Raw genomic sequence first — 15,058 nt, forward strand, 5'->3', positions numbered from 1 at the left:
CCAGCGCCCTACATATAGCCGCTGCGCCGCGCCTCGCGCGTGGCTCCCAATCCGACCTTCGAGCGTTCCGGACACCATGGCCGAGCAACTGAACTTCATCCGCGTCCGCGGCGCCCGCGAGCACAATCTCAAGGACGTCAGCGTCGACATTCCGCGCGGCGAGCTGGTCGTGCTGACCGGCCTGTCGGGCTCGGGCAAGAGCTCGCTGGCCTTCGACACCATCTATGCCGAGGGCCAGCGCCGCTACGTCGAGAGCCTGTCGGCCTACGCCCGCCAGTTCCTCGAGCTGATGAGCAAGCCGGACGTCGACCTGATCGAGGGCCTGTCGCCGGCCATCTCGATCGAGCAGAAAACCACGTCGCGCAACCCGCGCTCGACCGTCGGCACGGTGACCGAGATCCACGACTACATGCGCCTGTTGTGGGCGCGGGTCGGGGTTCCCTACTCGCCGGCCACCGGCCTGCCGATCGAGAGCCAGACCATCAGCCAGATGGTCGACAAGATCACCGTCCTGCCCGAAGGCACGCGCCTCTATCTGCTCGCCCCCGTCGTGCGCGACCGCAAGGGCGAGTACCGCAAGGAGATCGCCGAGTGGCAGAAGGCCGGCTTCCAGCGGCTGAAGATCGACGGCGAATACTATCCGATCGAGGACGCCCCGGCCCTCGACAAGAAGTTCAAGCACGACATCGACGTGGTCGTGGACCGCGTGGTGACCAAGGCCGGCATGGAGCAGCGTCTCGCTGACTCTCTGGAGCAGGCCCTGCGCCTGGCCGATGGCCTGGCCGTGGCCGAATGGGCGACGATCGACGAGGGCGAGAAGGAGCCCAAGCGGCTGCTGTTCTCCGAACGCTTCGCCTGCCCGGTCAGCGGCTTCACCATCGCCGAGATCGAGCCGCGGCTGTTCTCGTTCAACAACCCGGCCGGCGCCTGTCCCACCTGCGACGGCCTGGGCGCGAAGCTGGCCTTCGACGCCGACCTGATCATCCCGGACAAGGACAAGACCCTGCACAAGGGCGCCGTCGCGCCCTGGGCCAAGGGTCCCTCGCCGCTCTACACCCAGACCCTGCAGGCCCTGGCGCGCCACTACGGCTTCTCGATGGACGAGCCCTGGTACAAGCTGCCGGAAAAGGCCCGGACCGTGGTGCTGAACGGCTCCAAGGGCGAGAAGATCAAGTTCACCTACGACGACAACGCCCGTAAGTACGAGGTCGACAAGCCCTTCGAGGGCGTGCTGCCGAACCTGGAGCGCCGCTGGCGCGAGACCGACAGCAGCTGGGTGCGTGAGGAACTGGGCCGCTACCAGTCCGACACCCCCTGCGAGGCCTGCGGCGGCAAGCGCCTGAAGCCCGAGGCCCTGGCCGTGAAGGTGCATGGCCTGGACATCGCCGCCGTCTCGAACCTGGCCATCCGCCCGGCCCGCGACTGGTTCACGGCCCTGGAAGGCCACCTGACCGACAAGCAGCTGGAGATCGCCCGCCGGATCCTCAAGGAGATCAACGATCGCCTGCGGTTCCTGGTCGATGTCGGCCTCGACTACCTCAACCTGTCTCGCGGCTCGGGCACGCTGTCGGGCGGCGAGAGCCAGCGCATCCGCCTGGCCAGCCAGATCGGCAGCGGCCTGACGGGCGTTCTGTACGTGCTCGACGAGCCGTCGATCGGCCTGCACCAACGCGACAACACCCGCCTGCTGCAATCGCTGCAAGGGCTGCGCGACCTGGGCAACTCGGTGCTGGTCGTCGAGCACGACGAGGAGGCCATCCTCACCGCCGACTACGTGATCGACATGGGCCCGGCCGCCGGCGTCCACGGCGGCGAGATCGTCGCCGAGGGCAAGCCGGACGAGATCATGGCCAATCCGGCCAGCGTCACCGGCCAATACCTGACCGGCGCGCGCGAGATCGCCGTGCCGGAAGAGCGCCGCCCGATCAACAAGAAGAAGATGCTCAAGGTCATCGGCGCCAAGGGCAACAATCTGAAGGAGGTCACCGGCGAGATCCCGGTCGGCACCTTCACCTGCATCACCGGCGTCTCGGGCGGCGGCAAGTCGACCTTCACGATCGAGACCCTCTACAAGGCCGCCGCGCGCCGCCTGAACAACGCCAGCGACGCCCCGGCGGCGCACGAGCGCATCGAGGGCCTGGAGAACTTCGACAAGGTCATCGACATCGATCAATCGCCGATCGGCCGCACCCCGCGCTCGAACCCGGCCACCTATACCGGCGCCTTCGGGCCGATCCGCGACTGGTTCGCCCAGCTGCCGGAAAGCAAGGCGCGCGGCTACGGCCCGGGCCGCTTCAGCTTCAACGTCAAGGGCGGCCGCTGCGAGGCCTGCCAGGGCGACGGCGTCATCAAGATCGAGATGCACTTCCTGCCCGACGTCTACGTCACCTGCGATATCTGCAAGGGCAAGCGCTACAACCGCGAGACCCTGGACGTGCTGTTCAAGGGCAAGACCATCGCCGACGTGCTGGACATGACGGTCGAGGAGGCCGCCGACTTCTTCAAGGCCGTGCCGCCGATCCGCGACAAGATGGAGACCCTCAAGCGCGTGGGCCTCAGCTACATCAAGGTGGGCCAGCAGGCGACGACGCTGTCGGGCGGCGAGGCCCAGCGGGTGAAGCTGTCCAAGGAGCTTTCCAAGCGCGCCACCGGCCGCACGCTCTACATCCTCGACGAGCCGACCACCGGCCTTCACTTCGAGGACACCAAGAAGCTGCTGGAGGTGCTGCACGAGCTGGTCGACCAGGGCAACACCGTGGTCGTCATCGAGCATAACCTCGACGTGGTGAAGACCGCCGACTGGCTGCTGGACTTCGGTCCCGAAGGCGGCGACGGCGGCGGCGAGATCGTCGCCGTGGGCTCGCCCCAGGACGTGGCCAAGGTCGAGGCCAGCTGGACCGGCAAGTACCTGAAGGAACTGCTCGACCGCCACGAGGAGCGCCGCCTGGCGCGGGTGGGCGAACTGAAGAAGACCAAGCGGGCCTGATCAGGCGTCCGCCCGAAGCGAGCTTGAAACAACAAAGGGCGGCGGGTCTCCCCGCCGCCCTTTTTCATGTCGGTGTCCCTGGGGGATCAGACGTCGAACGGCCCGCTGGGGGCGGCCGGCTTGGCCGCCCGCTCGACGATCTCGCGATAGATGAAGGCCGACGGGGCGTAGATCGTCACGCTGGTCAGCACCGTGATCAGGCCGCCGACCGCCAGGCTGAGCACGCCGGTCGGGGTGAGCAGCGACTCCAGCGTCAGCTTCTGCGACTGCATCAGGTCGTTCAGGGTGTCGAGGTTGAAGCCGCTGAGCGCGCCGCCCAGCAGGGTGATGATCAGGAACAGCAGCAGATAGACGACGACCGCCAGGATGGTGGCCACGAAATAGGCCCCGAACATCGGCCAGAAGCGCCCCTTGGTCAGGGCGAACGAGCCGAAGACGTTGATCTTGCCCTCGGTGAAGGTCAGCACGTTGGCCAGCGACAGGCGCACGCCCAGGAAGATCAGCACCCCGAACGAGGCCGGCACGATCAGCAGGCCGACCAGCGCGGCCAGGGGCGGCGCAATGGCGCCCAGGATGACGAGGATGAGCGTGACCGCGACCAGCAGGACCAGATAGGCCGCGAACAGCAGCAGGCCCAGCAGGATGGAGACGCCGGCCTGGCGCAGCTCGTCGGCGCCGAACCGCAGATAGGCGCGCCGGGAGGCGGCCGGGCGCAGCACCGCGCGATAGATCGCCGCCAGCAGCACCGAATAGAAGGCGACGCTGTAGACCAGCGAGAACAGCGCAAACGGACCCAGCTTGGCCATGGCCTGCAGGGTTTCAGTCGGATCGGTGGAATTGTTCTGGCTGAGCGTCGTGAACGCTTCCAGCTCGGCGCCGAACAGGCCGATCATGGCCACGGACACGATCGCCGAGACGATGGTCGCGATCAGGACCCAGACCGCGACGGTCTTGAAGTGCTCGCGCACCAGGACGAAGCCTGAAATAGCCGCGTCCGTCGCCGAAAAGGTCTTCATCTTGCTCTTGCTCGCCCTGTGCGGTGTGTCGCAGGCAGGAACGCGTAACAAGCTTCGTTGGCCAGGGACAGAGCCCGGGCCTCAAATATCCGGGTGCAGCTGGCGATAGGCGCGGGCCGGGCCGGCGGTCAGGATCACCGTCTGGACGGTGAACATCAGCGGCGCGATCAGCACGTTGGTCAGCAGGCCCAGCAGAACGAACAGCTTGGACCCGCCGCCGACCAGGGCGATGACCCCGGTCAGCAGGCCGCCGACCAGCGAGAAGACGATCGGCGTCAGCACGAAGGCCATGAACAGGTTCAGCACGAACATGCCCAGCAGGCCCCAGAAGTGGCCGTGGGTCAGCACCCAGGCCTCGCGCAGGTTGATCCTGCCCTCGGCGAAGGTCTGGGGCGACAGCAGCGACAGGCGCACGCCCACCCACATCGACAGGCCGATGACGCCCAGACCGCCAACGAAGGCGATCCAGGCCGCGACGCTGCGGGCGCCCGCGCCGGCCACGGTGGCGGTCAGCAGGGTCACCAGGCCGCTGGGAATGGCGGTGACGAACAGGGCCGCGGCCCAGGTGATCAGGGCCACGACGAACAGCCGGACCTCGTCGGCGCCCAGGCGCAGATAGGCGCCGCGGTTCTGCTCGGGATGCAGCACCGAGCGCAGGATGGCGCTGGCCAGCACCGCGCAGATGGCGGCGGCCAGCAGGATCAGCAGGGCCATGGCCCCGCCCAGGTGCGCGATCAGGTCGAGCACCTCCTTGGGGTCGGCGGTGAAGCGGGTCTGGGCCAGGTCGCGCCGCACCTCCTCGCCGAAGGCGACGGCCAGCAGCACCCACAGCAGGATCAGGGCGGCCCAGTAGAAACCGCCCCAGGCCAGCAGCGAGGCGGGGTGGCGGCGCATGGTGCGCGGCCCTTCGAGAGCGGCGGCGATGGGCGACAGGGCGATCATGGTCAGGCTTCCGGCCGCTCGGCGACGGCCAAGCTCGGGCCGTGTCTGTAGACGTGGACGCACGCCGCCGTCCAGGCCGGCGCGACGCAGAAATAGTAGAGACCGACGGCCAGCGCCTGCAGCGCCAGGGCGGCGGGACCGTCGAGGGCGGTGCGTCCGCCCACGGCGATCACCACGCTGGGCAGGTAGAACACCAGGCCCAGGGCCACCAGCAGGCCAGCGCGGCCCTTGGTCAGGTCGAAGGCGCTGAGCACCTGCAGCCGTCCGGCGGCGATGCTGGCTGCGGGGGCCAGGGACAGACGGGCGGCCAGCCAGGCCAGGACCGCGAGGCTGGCTAGCGGCGCGAGACTCGCGGCGAAGGCGGCCAGGGGACCCGACAGCGCCGCCTTCCAGGCCTCGGACGAGGTGGCGTCGAAGCCGGGCGCGGCGGCGCGGGCGACGCCCAGGGACACGGCCCCGACCACCACCAGCAGCACGGAGATCACCACCAGGAAGATCAGGGCGAGCAGCAGCTGCACCCCGGCCATCAGCGCCTCTTCACGCCCCCAGCGCAGGCCGGCCAGGCCCGCCGGGCGGTCGAAGGCGGCGCGATAGAGGGCGCCATAGGCCAGGGCGGCGGCGAGGAAGTCGGCCAGCAGCACCCAGCCCCCGCCGGCGAAGCGGCCGGCCAGTCCGAGCAGGCTGGCCGCGGCCAGGGCGGCCCAGGTGCGGGGCGCAAGACGGGTCACGCCGGTGATCCCGGCCCGCGCCGTCGCGCCGATCGCGATCGATGCCTCGCCCATTTCGCTCCCAAGCCCTCAGCCGCCAGCAGTCTAGCCCGCGCCGCGCCATCAGACGACGAGTCGGCGCGGGCGTGGCGCGGATTTTACGCCGGCGTGGCCTCGGGGTCGCTTTCGACCGGCGGTTCAGGCGGAGCGGGCGGCGGCGGCGCGGTCCCACCGTCGGTCGCGGCGGCGGCCGTCGCGGTCAGCTGCTGATAGGCGCTGGCCCACGGCGCGACATAGATGGTCAGCACCGCCGATTGGACGAGCGCCAGGATCGGCGCGGCTACGAGCAGCCAGGGCCAGAACCGGTGCAGGAACTCGTCCGGTCCGGCGATCTTGGCCAGGTCCTGCCAGGACCCGGCGAGCGACAGGGCGACGACGATCAGCAGGACCAGGCCCACGACCATCTCCAGGGCCATGACCAGCAGCGTGGACAGCAGAGCCATGCCCAGCAGGCGCAGCGACGAGCCCTTGGTCAGAGACCAGGATTCGAACAGCACCAGGCGGCGGCTGGAAAAGGTCATCGGCCAGGCCATGGACAGCCGCAGCAGCGCCCAGACGATAGCGACCAGCCCGGCGATCACCGTCAGGATCCCGAGCGCGATGCCGGCGACCTTGCCGGCCGCGAAATAGGTCAGGAAGCCGACGAGCAAGCCCGCGATCACCGCGACGAAGTAGACGATGTACCAGCCGATGACGAAGATCACCGTCAGCAGCAGCATCCAGCCCTCGCTGGCCCCGACCCGAAGATAGAAGCCCCGGCGGGCCTGCGGCTCCAGCACGGCCCGGAAGATGGCGGCGGCCACCAGGGTCTGGGCCAGGACCTGCAAGACGAAGGTTCCGACGTTGGCCAGCATCATGCGCGCCTGCATGGCCATTACCTGAGCGAAGGCTTCGGGATCCTGCGCCGCCGCCGCGTTCTGGTTCAGCTCGCTCATGCGCACGATGTCGCCGATCAACGGCGCGTAGAGGCCGATCAGCGGCGCGATCATCAGCACCAGCAGCGCCACGCCCCAGACCGCCACCGACGCTGGTTCGCGCCCCAGCAGGTTCCAGCCGGCCACCGCCGCCGTCGTCGCGGAAAACCTCTTCGCCACCCCAAATCCCCCAAATAGAAACACACGCTCGGAGGTGGAGCTTACACGGCAGTTCCGTCTTGGCGAGGGCGGAGGTATGAGGACCGCCATGACCACCTCCCCCATTCACGTGATCGGCGGCGGCCTCGCCGGTTCCGAGGCCGCCTGGCAGATCGCCCAGGCCGGCGTTCCCGTCATCCTGCACGAGATGCGTCGCGACGACGCCGCCGGCAAAGTCACCACCGATGCGCACCAGACCGATGGCCTGGCCGAGATGGTGTGCTCCAACTCGTTCCGCTCGGACGACTGGCAGTTCAACGCCGTGGGCCTGCTGCACGCCGAGATGCGCCGCTGCGATTCCATCATCATGTCGGCGGCCGACCAGCACCAGGTGCCGGCCGGCGGCGCCCTGGCGGTCGACCGCGACGGCTTCTCCGAAGAAGTCACCCGCCGCCTGGAAGCTCATCCGCTGGTCACCATCGTCCGCGAGGAGATCGCCGGCCTGCCGCCGGAAGCCTGGGACAGCGTCATCGTCGCCACCGGCCCGCTGACCTCGCCGGCCCTGGCCCAGGCGGTGCTCGACCTGTCGGGCGAAGGCCAGCTGTCGTTCTTCGACGCCATCGCGCCGATCATCCACCTCGAATCCGTCAACATGGACGTCGCCTGGCGCCAGTCGCGCTACGACAAGGAAGGCCCCGGCGGCGACGCGGCCGCCTACATCAACTGCCCGATGAACAAGGAGCAGTACGAGGCCTTCATCGACGCCCTGCTCGAAGGCCCCAAGGCCGAGTTCAAGGAGTGGGAGAACGTCCCCTATTTCGACGGCTGCCTGCCGATCGAGGTGATGGCCGAGCGTGGCCGCGAGACCCTGCGCCACGGGCCGATGAAGCCGGTCGGCCTGACCAACCCGCGCGACCCGACCGTGAAGTCCTACGCCATCGTCCAGCTGCGCCAGGACAACGCTCTGGGCACCCTGTGGAACATGGTCGGCTTCCAGACCAAGCTGAAGCACGGCGTCCAGGCCGAGACCTTCCGCATGATCCCGGGGCTGGAGAACGCCCAGTTCGCGCGCCTGGGCGGCCTGCACCGCAACACCTTCATCAATTCGCCCAAGCTGCTCGACAAGGGCCTGCGCCTGAAGGCCCAGCCGCGCCTGCGCTTCGCCGGCCAGGTCACGGGCGTCGAGGGCTATGTCGAGAGCGCCGCCATCGGCCTGCTGGCCGGCCGCTTCGCCGCCGCCGAGCGCAAGGGGGCGAGCCTTGAAGCCCCACCGCCCTCGACAGCCCTGGGCGCCCTGGTCGAGCACATCACCGGCGGTCACCTGGAGGGCGCGCACGGCGGATCGTTCCAGCCGATGAACATCAACTACGGCCTGCTGCCGCCGCTGGAGGCCCCCAAGGTCGACGAGGACGGCAAGAAGATCCCGCTGAAGGAACGCGGCCGCGCCAAGAAGCGGCTGATGAGCCTGCGGGCGCTGAAGGACCTGGAGGCCTGGCTGACGGCGGGCTGAGCCGAAGCCAGTCTCCTCCGACTTGAAGAAAACGGCGTCCGCCCCGTCCAAGGCGGAAACGCGCGGCCGTGGAACCTTGGCGTTCCCGGCCGCGCCCCGTCGCGGCGTCTTTCGCGAGACCGCCCCATGCTCCGCCTCATCAGCGCCGCCGTCGCGACCACGGCCCTCCTGACCGCTCCGGCCCTCGCCCAGGACGTGACCTCTCCGGCCAAGGAGACGATCCTGGCCCCGTTCGACATCGTCCGCACCGAGGTGAAGAGCGTCGGTCCCGACGTGGTCTTCCGCGTGCAGGTGCGCGGCAAGGCCGGCGAGCTCAAGCCCAAGGCGACCGGCCAGTTCGCCGGCAGCGCCGTCTGGAGCTACGTCTGGCCGACCTCGCTGGACAGCGGCGGCGTCGGCTTCGAGGGCGGCCAGGGCATCCTGGCCCTGGCGGTGACCTTCCACCCCGACTTCGACGACGCGGCCTATGGCGGCGTGAACCGCCACGTCTGGCATCCGCACTGGGTGGTGCTGGTTCCCGACGACGCCTGCGGCAAGGGCGCGCTGAAGGTCCGCGACATTCCCGAGGGCGCCAAGCCCAAGGTGCCGGCCACCTGGCCCGGCGTGCCGCTGCTGATCGACAGCCCAAGCTATCCGACCACCCTTGCCACGGACACGGTCGAGGTGAAGGTCCCGGCCGGCGTGATCGGCGCGGTCGAGGGGGTGAAGTTCGACGGCGTGACCTCGGCCCTCAAGGTCAACGCCAACCTGCACGCGCCCTTGCTGTGCATCTCCGACATCTTCGACGTCGCTTCCGGCGACCTCAGCCTGCCCGGCCGCATCGGCCGCTGATCTCCCGCCGATCGCGGATCAGGCGCCGGGCGGCCCTCCCCGCCCGGCGCTGTCGTACGCCTCGGACGCGGGCGCCACCCCGGCGGCGAACCCCGGAAAGCAGAGCCGTTTTCCGCCCTGGCGCGACATTTCGCCCCAGTTCGCAAACCACCGGTTTGTTGCCCGGAAGCTACGCCCGACCGCATATTTGCCGTGATCGACGCTCGCGGATCGATTTCGATTTGATCCCGACGCCATGTTTCGCCTTAATGACACCGGTAGCTATTTTAATGACACCGGTAGCGGTTAGCGCTACCAACAAGAAACGTATCACGGGTCAGGCCGCTCAATGAGCCGGGTCCGTCGGGAAGAACTGGGAGGGAATATGTTGCAAGTCACCTCGCGGCGGAGCCGCGCCCGCGTGCTGTGCGACCGAGCGTCGCTCGGCGCTCTGACCATCGCCGGCAGCCTGCTGATCACCGGCGCCGCCTTCGCTCAAGACACCGCACCCGCCGCCGCTCCGGGGCAGACCGAAGAGAACGCGGTCGAGGAAGTGGTCGTCACCGGCTATCGCGCCGCCCTGCAGAGCGCCCTCAGCGTCAAGCGCAACGCCAACGTGATGGTCGACGCCATCAACGCCGAGGACATCGCCGACTTCCCCGACGCCAACCTCGCCGAGTCGCTGCAACGCCTGCCGGGCGTTTCGGTCGACCGCGAGAACGGCGAAGGCCGCACCATCACCGTCCGCGGCCTTGGCAGCGACTTCACCCGCGTTCGCCTGAACGGCCTGGAGGCCCTGTCGACCGCCGGTCCGTCGATCGCCGGCGACGCCGCCAACCGCTCGCGCGGCTTCGACTTCAACACCTTCGCCTCTGAACTGTTCAGCGCCCTGAAGGTGCAGAAGACCGCCTCGGCCGAAACCGACGAAGGTTCGCTGGGCGCGACGGTCGACCTGGAGACCGGCAAGCCGCTGAACTTCAAGGACCGCCGCCTGGCCCTGTCGATCGCCGACGCCTACTACGAAAACGGCGGCTCGCACTCGCCGCGCGTCGCGGGCCTGCTGTCGGATCGCTGGGAAACCAACTGGGGCGACTTCGGCGCCCTGTTCTCGCTGGCCTACAACAAGCGCAACCAGATCATCGACAGCTACCAGCGTCAGGCCGGTCAGTCGGAATACACCTATCGCGGCTCGACCTTCCTGGCGACCAACTCGACCGCCACCTCGCCGCGCCGCCAGGGCTTCGCGACCCCGACCGGCACCTCGTGCAACGGCGGCGTGATCCCGGGCGTCAACATCACCAACTCGGCGATCTGCTCGATGCTGGTGGGCTCGAACTCGACCGCCTACAACCTGGTCAACAGCCCCTCGAGCGCGACGACCAACGCCACGACCCTGACCAACACCGGCACGATCACCGCCGCCGGCCCGCTGGTCCGCATCCCCGCCCTGGCCACGCTGAACCAGCAGGACCTGGAGCAGAAGCGCCTGGGCCTGACCGGCGCGCTGCAATGGCGCCCGACCGCCCGGACGACCATCTCCTATGACTGGGTCTATTCGGAGCTGGACCAGTCGTCGGTCAACTATCAGGTCCAGACCGTCGGCCTGAACCGCAACAACACCAACGCCAACCTCTATACGCTGGCCAACAGCACGGCGGCCGCCACCAAGCGCGGCCTCTACGCCTCGTGCACGGCGCAGGAAGCGACCGCGATCCGCGACGCCATCGACTGCGGCCAGGTGCTGAACGGCGGCGCCTTGGTCTCGGGCACGACCAACAGCTACAACCCCTACAACCTCGACCCGTACGACTACTACAACAGCACCTCGTCGGTCGGTTACGTCGCCAGCACCTACGGCGCCTCGATGGTCGACAAGTTCATCGGCCGCCCCAGCGTGCGCCTGATCGACGCCGCCCTGTCGCCCAGCGGCGCCAACGCCGACTACCTGAAGCTGGGCAATGTGGACCTGCGCTCGGCGGCCGACGCGGCCCTGTTCACCACCTACTTCCGCCAGTCGTCGCTGAAGCTGGACCACGAGTTCACGGACAACTTCTCGATGACCGCCGTCTGGGGCAAGTCGTCGTCGAAGAACAAGACGCAAGGCCTGCTGGCCGACTTCATCCGCCTGGACTCGGGCCAGGGCGTGGCCGGCGACGACTACCTCGTCTACGACGCCCGCGGCGGCGGCGACATGCCGCTGCTGAACCTCGGTTTCGACGCGACGAAGTCGACGGCCTGGGACTTCGTGAAGGGCTATTCGGCCCTGCGCCACTTCCAGCGCTTCACCAACAACGACTACGAGACCCTGCGCTTCGACTTCAAATATTCGGTCGACGACAATCTCGACGTGAAGTTCGGCATCAGCCGGCGCGAATACGGCTTCTCGACCGCCGAATATCGCCGCCTGACCGGCGAGACCCTGAACCCCAGCCTGAAGGAAGCCGGCGTCACCGTCGCCGACGTCAGCAAGGTCGTGAACTGGGGCACCGGCCTGGACGTCCCGGCCGGCACCACCACCGCCTTCCTGGTCCCCGACCTGCAGAAGATGATCAACCTGTTCCAGTTCGACTGTAACTGCGTCAACAAGTGGGGCGACTGGCGCCTGTCCTACCTGGCCAGCGCCGCCAACCGCTACGCGGTCGACGAGAAGGACACCGGGGCCTACGTCCAGTTCGACTACAACACCGAGGTGTTCGGCCGCACCCTGCGCGGCAACGTCGGCACCCGCTACGCCCTCACCGAGGTGGAGTCGTCGGGCCTGACCAACACCTCGCGGCCGATCGCCGGCGAGAACAAGTATCACGACGTCCTGCCCTCGCTGAACGCCGCCTACGAGGTGGCCGACAACATGATCGTCCGCTTCGGCGCGGCCAAGGTCATGGCGCGTCCGATGCTGGCCAACCTGGCGCCCAGCGTCACGGCCATCAGCGTGCCGACCGCGGCCGGCGCGACGACCGGCGGTTCGCTGACGGTCGGCAATCCGAAGCTCGACCCGTTCCGGGCGATCAACTACGACCTGAGCTTCGAGTGGTACTTCACCACCGGGGCCCTGGTGTCGGTCGCGATCTTCGACAAGCAGATCAACAACTTCCCGCAGACCCTGATCAACAACGCGCCGCTCAGCGCGATCATGGACGCCGACGGGATCGCCTCCCTGCGGGCGGCCCAGACCAACGTCAACGCGCTGGCCTATATCGACGCCGACAACACCTTCGACATCCGCCAGTTCGGCAACGCGCCGGGCGGCTACATCCGCGGCATCGAGTTCAACTACCAGCAGGACCTGACCTTCCTGCCCTGGTACTTCAAGAACCTCGGCGTCCAGTTCAACGCCACGCACCTGGAGTCGGAACTGGAGTACATCGTGACTCCGGCCAACAGCCGCACGGGCGCCGCGGCCGTCACGGCCAAGGGTCCGTTCACCGGCGCCTCGCCGGACGCCTTCAACTTCACGGTCTACTACGAAGTCGACAAGTTCTCGGCCCGCCTGTCCTCGTCCTATCGCAAGGGCTACCGCACGACCTATCCGATCGCCGCGGGCACCTGTGAGCCGGGCTTCTGCGACTCCCCGCTGGTCAACGACTTCCTGGGCAGCGAGAAGACCTTCAACCTCGACGGTTCGGCCACCTACAAGCTGAACAAGAACGTCACCCTCTCGCTGGAAGCCCTGAACCTGACGGATCAGAAGGAACAGCGCTGGGCCTACGAGAACGACCCCGTCGTGACCCGCTACGCGGCGACCGGCCGGTCGTTCTTCCTGAGCGCGCGCGTCGTCTACTGACGGCTCGCGAGCGACGCCCTGGGGCGTCTCAACTCCCCGACATCGCTGGCGGCGCGGATATTTTCCGCGCCGCCTTTTTCTTTGGCGCGCCGGTCCCGCCCGGATTGGGGAAGAAGCGGAAGCCCTTGAACAGGATCCGCAGCGCCTCCCAGTGGATCGCCGCCAGCACCCCGATCACCTGCCAGGGGTGACCCAGCATGGCCCGCAGCAGCGCCCGGTCGCTCAGCGGCTCGCGCCGGCCGGTGAAGCTGGCCGCCAGCACCCGGCCCTGATCGTCATGGACGTCGATCCCCACCCGCACCGCCTCGCGCGGCGGGGCCAGGGTGAAGGCGTAGCGCAGGTCCATCGGCATGAAGGGCGAGACGTAGAAGGTCTTGTCGCAGCCCTGCACCACCACCCCGTCCTCGCGGGCGGTGGCCGGCAGCACGTAGTCGTTGCGCTCGCCGAAGGTGTTGCTGACCGCATAGACCACCGCCGCCAGCCGCTCGTCGGCGTCGTGGTGAAAATAGACCGTCAGCGGGTTGAAGCCGTGGCCCAGCACCCGAGGCATGCACAGGGCCGCGATGCGGCCGCCGGGATGATGCAGGCCGTGCCGCGCCAGCAGCGCCTCGATCTGCGGCTTGACCGGCGCGCGCCGACGCTCGGCGTGGTCGCGGTCGTGATAGCTGAGCAGGTTCAGGGCGTTGTGCGAGAAGAGGCGCAGGCGCGCCCCGGCCGCGTCGAGCTCGTCGAGATCGAGCAGCAGCATGAAGATCCGATAGCTCAGCCGGTGCCGGCGCGGCCGGGCGCGGTCGTGGACGACGAGGCCGGAATAGAGCGCCGAGCGCAGGGTCATGCGGCCAGCTCCGGCTGCGCTGGCGTCGTCGCGCCCAGGACGATGCGCCCGGACGGATCGGCGACGGTCCAGGGCCGGCGCACGCCGCCCAGCTGCTCGGCCACGGCCAAACCGGCTTGGAGCCCGTCCTCATGGAAGCCCGAACCGAAATAGGCCCCGGCGAACCAGGTCCGCCGCGCGCCCTGCAGCGACCACAGGCTCGCCTGCGCCGCCATCGCCGGCCCGTCGAACAGCGGATGTTCGTAGACCTGGTCGTGCAGCACCTGGCCCGGCGCGCGGTCGGGATTGAGCGACAGGAAGAAGGGATCCTGACCGGGCAGCGGCTGGAGGCGGTTCATCCAGTAGGTGACGCCGCCGACGCCCTCGCCGTCCCTCCCCTCTGCTCTGCGACGCCCAACGTGGTTCCAACTGGCCCAAGCCTTCGCTCGGCGCGGCATCAGGGCCCGGTCGCGGTGCAGCACCGCGCGGTTGCGGCTGTAGCGGAAGGCGCCCAGCAGGGCCGCCTCCTCCGAGGTCGGTTTGGCCAGCATGGCCAGGGCCTGGTCGGCATGGGCGGCGATCACCACCTGGTCGAAGCGCCGGGTCTCGCCCGCGCCATCCTCGATGGTCACGTGGTCGGGTTGGCGGTCGATCCGCCGCACCGGCCGCGACAGCAGGATCTCACCGTCGGTGTCGGCCGCGATGGCGGCGACATAGCGGGCGCTGCCGCCGGCCACCGTGCGCCAGATCGGCCGCTTGTCGATCGGCAGCATCAGGCCGTGATTGTCGAAGAACCGCAGGAAGGCGCCGGCCGGGAACTCGCGGATGTCGGCCAGCGAGGTCGACCAGATCGCCGCGGCCTGCGGCAGCAGGTGGTCCTCCTGGAACGCCCGCCCGAACCCTTGGGCGTCGAGATAGTCCACCAGCCGGCAAAAGCCGTCGTCGCGCAGGGCCCGGGCGTCGCGCGCCCCCGCCCGATAGAAGCGCATGACATCGAGCAGCATGCGCAGGAAACGCGGGTTCACCAGGTTGCGCTTCTGGGCCAGCAGGTTGCTGGAGGAATATTCCAGCGCCCCATCGTCGAGCGAGACGCCGAACGACATGTCGCTGTCGACCGTCTCCACGCCCAGATGCGCGAACAGGGCCGTCAAGTTGGGATAGTTCGGCTCGTTGTAGACGATGAAGCCAGTGTCCACCGCCGCCTCGCCCACCCGCACGGTGTTGGCGTGGCCGCCCAGCCGCTCGTCGGCCTCGTACAGCGTCACCTCGTGGCGCTTCGACAGCAGCCAAGCCGCCGAAAGCCCTGAAATCCCGGAGCCGACGACGGCGATGTGCTGACGAGAGGGCGAACTGGACATC

The 15,058-nt window shown here is 68.6% G+C and carries 10 protein-coding genes; 4 read left to right on the forward strand and 6 right to left on the reverse strand.

The window, feature by feature from the left end; translation table 11 throughout:
• The first annotated feature begins 76 nt into the window (after window positions 1-76).
• Window positions 77-2,986, forward strand: a complete 2,910-nt coding sequence (gene uvrA, locus AC2YHT_RS20990; protein ID WP_487291834.1) for an excinuclease ABC subunit UvrA — start codon at window positions 77-79, stop codon at window positions 2,984-2,986.
• 86 nt (window positions 2,987-3,072) lie between these two features.
• Here uvrA and AC2YHT_RS20995 read toward each other — a convergent pair whose 3' ends face one another.
• From AC2YHT_RS20995 to AC2YHT_RS21010, 4 genes are all read right to left on the reverse strand, one after another.
• On the reverse strand, window positions 3,073-4,002 hold the full coding sequence (locus tag AC2YHT_RS20995) for a hypothetical protein (protein ID WP_487291835.1): 930 nt from the start codon (window positions 4,000-4,002) through the stop codon (window positions 3,073-3,075).
• Between the two features lie 81 nt (window positions 4,003-4,083).
• Window positions 4,084-4,944, reverse strand: coding sequence for a hypothetical protein (locus tag AC2YHT_RS21000; RefSeq protein ID WP_487291836.1), 861 nt, complete (start codon window positions 4,942-4,944; stop codon window positions 4,084-4,086).
• 2 nt (window positions 4,945-4,946) lie between these two features.
• Window positions 4,947-5,726, reverse strand: coding sequence for a hypothetical protein (locus AC2YHT_RS21005; RefSeq protein WP_487291837.1), 780 nt, complete (start codon window positions 5,724-5,726; stop codon window positions 4,947-4,949).
• 83 nt (window positions 5,727-5,809) lie between these two features.
• Window positions 5,810-6,805, reverse strand: a complete 996-nt coding sequence (locus tag AC2YHT_RS21010; protein WP_487291838.1) for a hypothetical protein — start codon at window positions 6,803-6,805, stop codon at window positions 5,810-5,812.
• Between the two features lie 88 nt (window positions 6,806-6,893).
• On the opposite strand from AC2YHT_RS21010, the gene trmFO reads away from it, so the two are divergent.
• From trmFO to AC2YHT_RS21025, 3 genes are all read left to right on the forward strand, one after another.
• Window positions 6,894-8,294 carry a methylenetetrahydrofolate--tRNA-(uracil(54)-C(5))-methyltransferase (FADH(2)-oxidizing) TrmFO gene (gene trmFO, locus AC2YHT_RS21015; RefSeq protein WP_487291839.1) on the forward strand — a complete coding sequence of 467 codons (1,401 nt, stop codon included), beginning with the start codon at window positions 6,894-6,896 and terminating at the stop codon, window positions 8,292-8,294.
• A gap of 126 nt (window positions 8,295-8,420) precedes the next feature.
• Entirely contained in the window at window positions 8,421-9,125 is a 705-nt protein-coding gene (locus AC2YHT_RS21020) for a hypothetical protein (RefSeq protein WP_487291840.1), read from the forward strand.
• A 364-nt stretch (window positions 9,126-9,489) separates the two neighbouring features.
• The gene (locus tag AC2YHT_RS21025; RefSeq protein WP_487291841.1) at window positions 9,490-12,885 is read left to right on the forward strand and encodes a TonB-dependent receptor; all 3,396 of its coding nucleotides are present in this window, start codon (window positions 9,490-9,492) and stop codon (window positions 12,883-12,885) included.
• 28 nt (window positions 12,886-12,913) lie between these two features.
• Here AC2YHT_RS21025 and AC2YHT_RS21030 read toward each other — a convergent pair whose 3' ends face one another.
• Window positions 12,914-13,720, reverse strand: coding sequence for a DUF1365 domain-containing protein (locus AC2YHT_RS21030; RefSeq protein WP_487291842.1), 807 nt, complete (start codon window positions 13,718-13,720; stop codon window positions 12,914-12,916).
• Window positions 13,717-15,057 (reverse strand): NAD(P)/FAD-dependent oxidoreductase, encoded by a 1,341-nt coding sequence (locus AC2YHT_RS21035; RefSeq protein WP_487291843.1) that lies wholly within the window; start codon window positions 15,055-15,057, stop codon window positions 13,717-13,719. The genes AC2YHT_RS21030 and AC2YHT_RS21035 overlap by 4 nt, the downstream gene beginning before the upstream one ends.
• Window position 15,058: the final 1 nt, after the last annotated feature.

Source organism: Caulobacter sp. SRI_008 (genome assembly GCF_057586355.1).

What these genes read in the sequence shown, in the direction of transcription:
- AC2YHT_RS21000 (WP_487291836.1), bottom strand. Translation starts at nt 4,944, where the DNA reads ATGATCGCCCTGTCGCCCATCGCCGCCGCTCTCGAAGGGCCGCGCACC.
- AC2YHT_RS21020 (WP_487291840.1), top strand. Translation starts at nt 8,421, where the DNA reads ATGCTCCGCCTCATCAGCGCCGCCGTCGCGACCACGGCCCTCCTGACC.
- AC2YHT_RS20995 (WP_487291835.1), bottom strand. Translation starts at nt 4,002, where the DNA reads ATGAAGACCTTTTCGGCGACGGACGCGGCTATTTCAGGCTTCGTCCTG.
- uvrA (WP_487291834.1), top strand. Translation starts at nt 77, where the DNA reads ATGGCCGAGCAACTGAACTTCATCCGCGTCCGCGGCGCCCGCGAGCAC.
- AC2YHT_RS21025 (WP_487291841.1), top strand. Translation starts at nt 9,490, where the DNA reads ATGTTGCAAGTCACCTCGCGGCGGAGCCGCGCCCGCGTGCTGTGCGAC.
- AC2YHT_RS21005 (WP_487291837.1), bottom strand. Translation starts at nt 5,726, where the DNA reads ATGGGCGAGGCATCGATCGCGATCGGCGCGACGGCGCGGGCCGGGATC.
- AC2YHT_RS21035 (WP_487291843.1), bottom strand. Translation starts at nt 15,057, where the DNA reads ATGTCCAGTTCGCCCTCTCGTCAGCACATCGCCGTCGTCGGCTCCGGG.
- trmFO (WP_487291839.1), top strand. Translation starts at nt 6,894, where the DNA reads ATGACCACCTCCCCCATTCACGTGATCGGCGGCGGCCTCGCCGGTTCC.
- AC2YHT_RS21030 (WP_487291842.1), bottom strand. Translation starts at nt 13,720, where the DNA reads ATGACCCTGCGCTCGGCGCTCTATTCCGGCCTCGTCGTCCACGACCGC.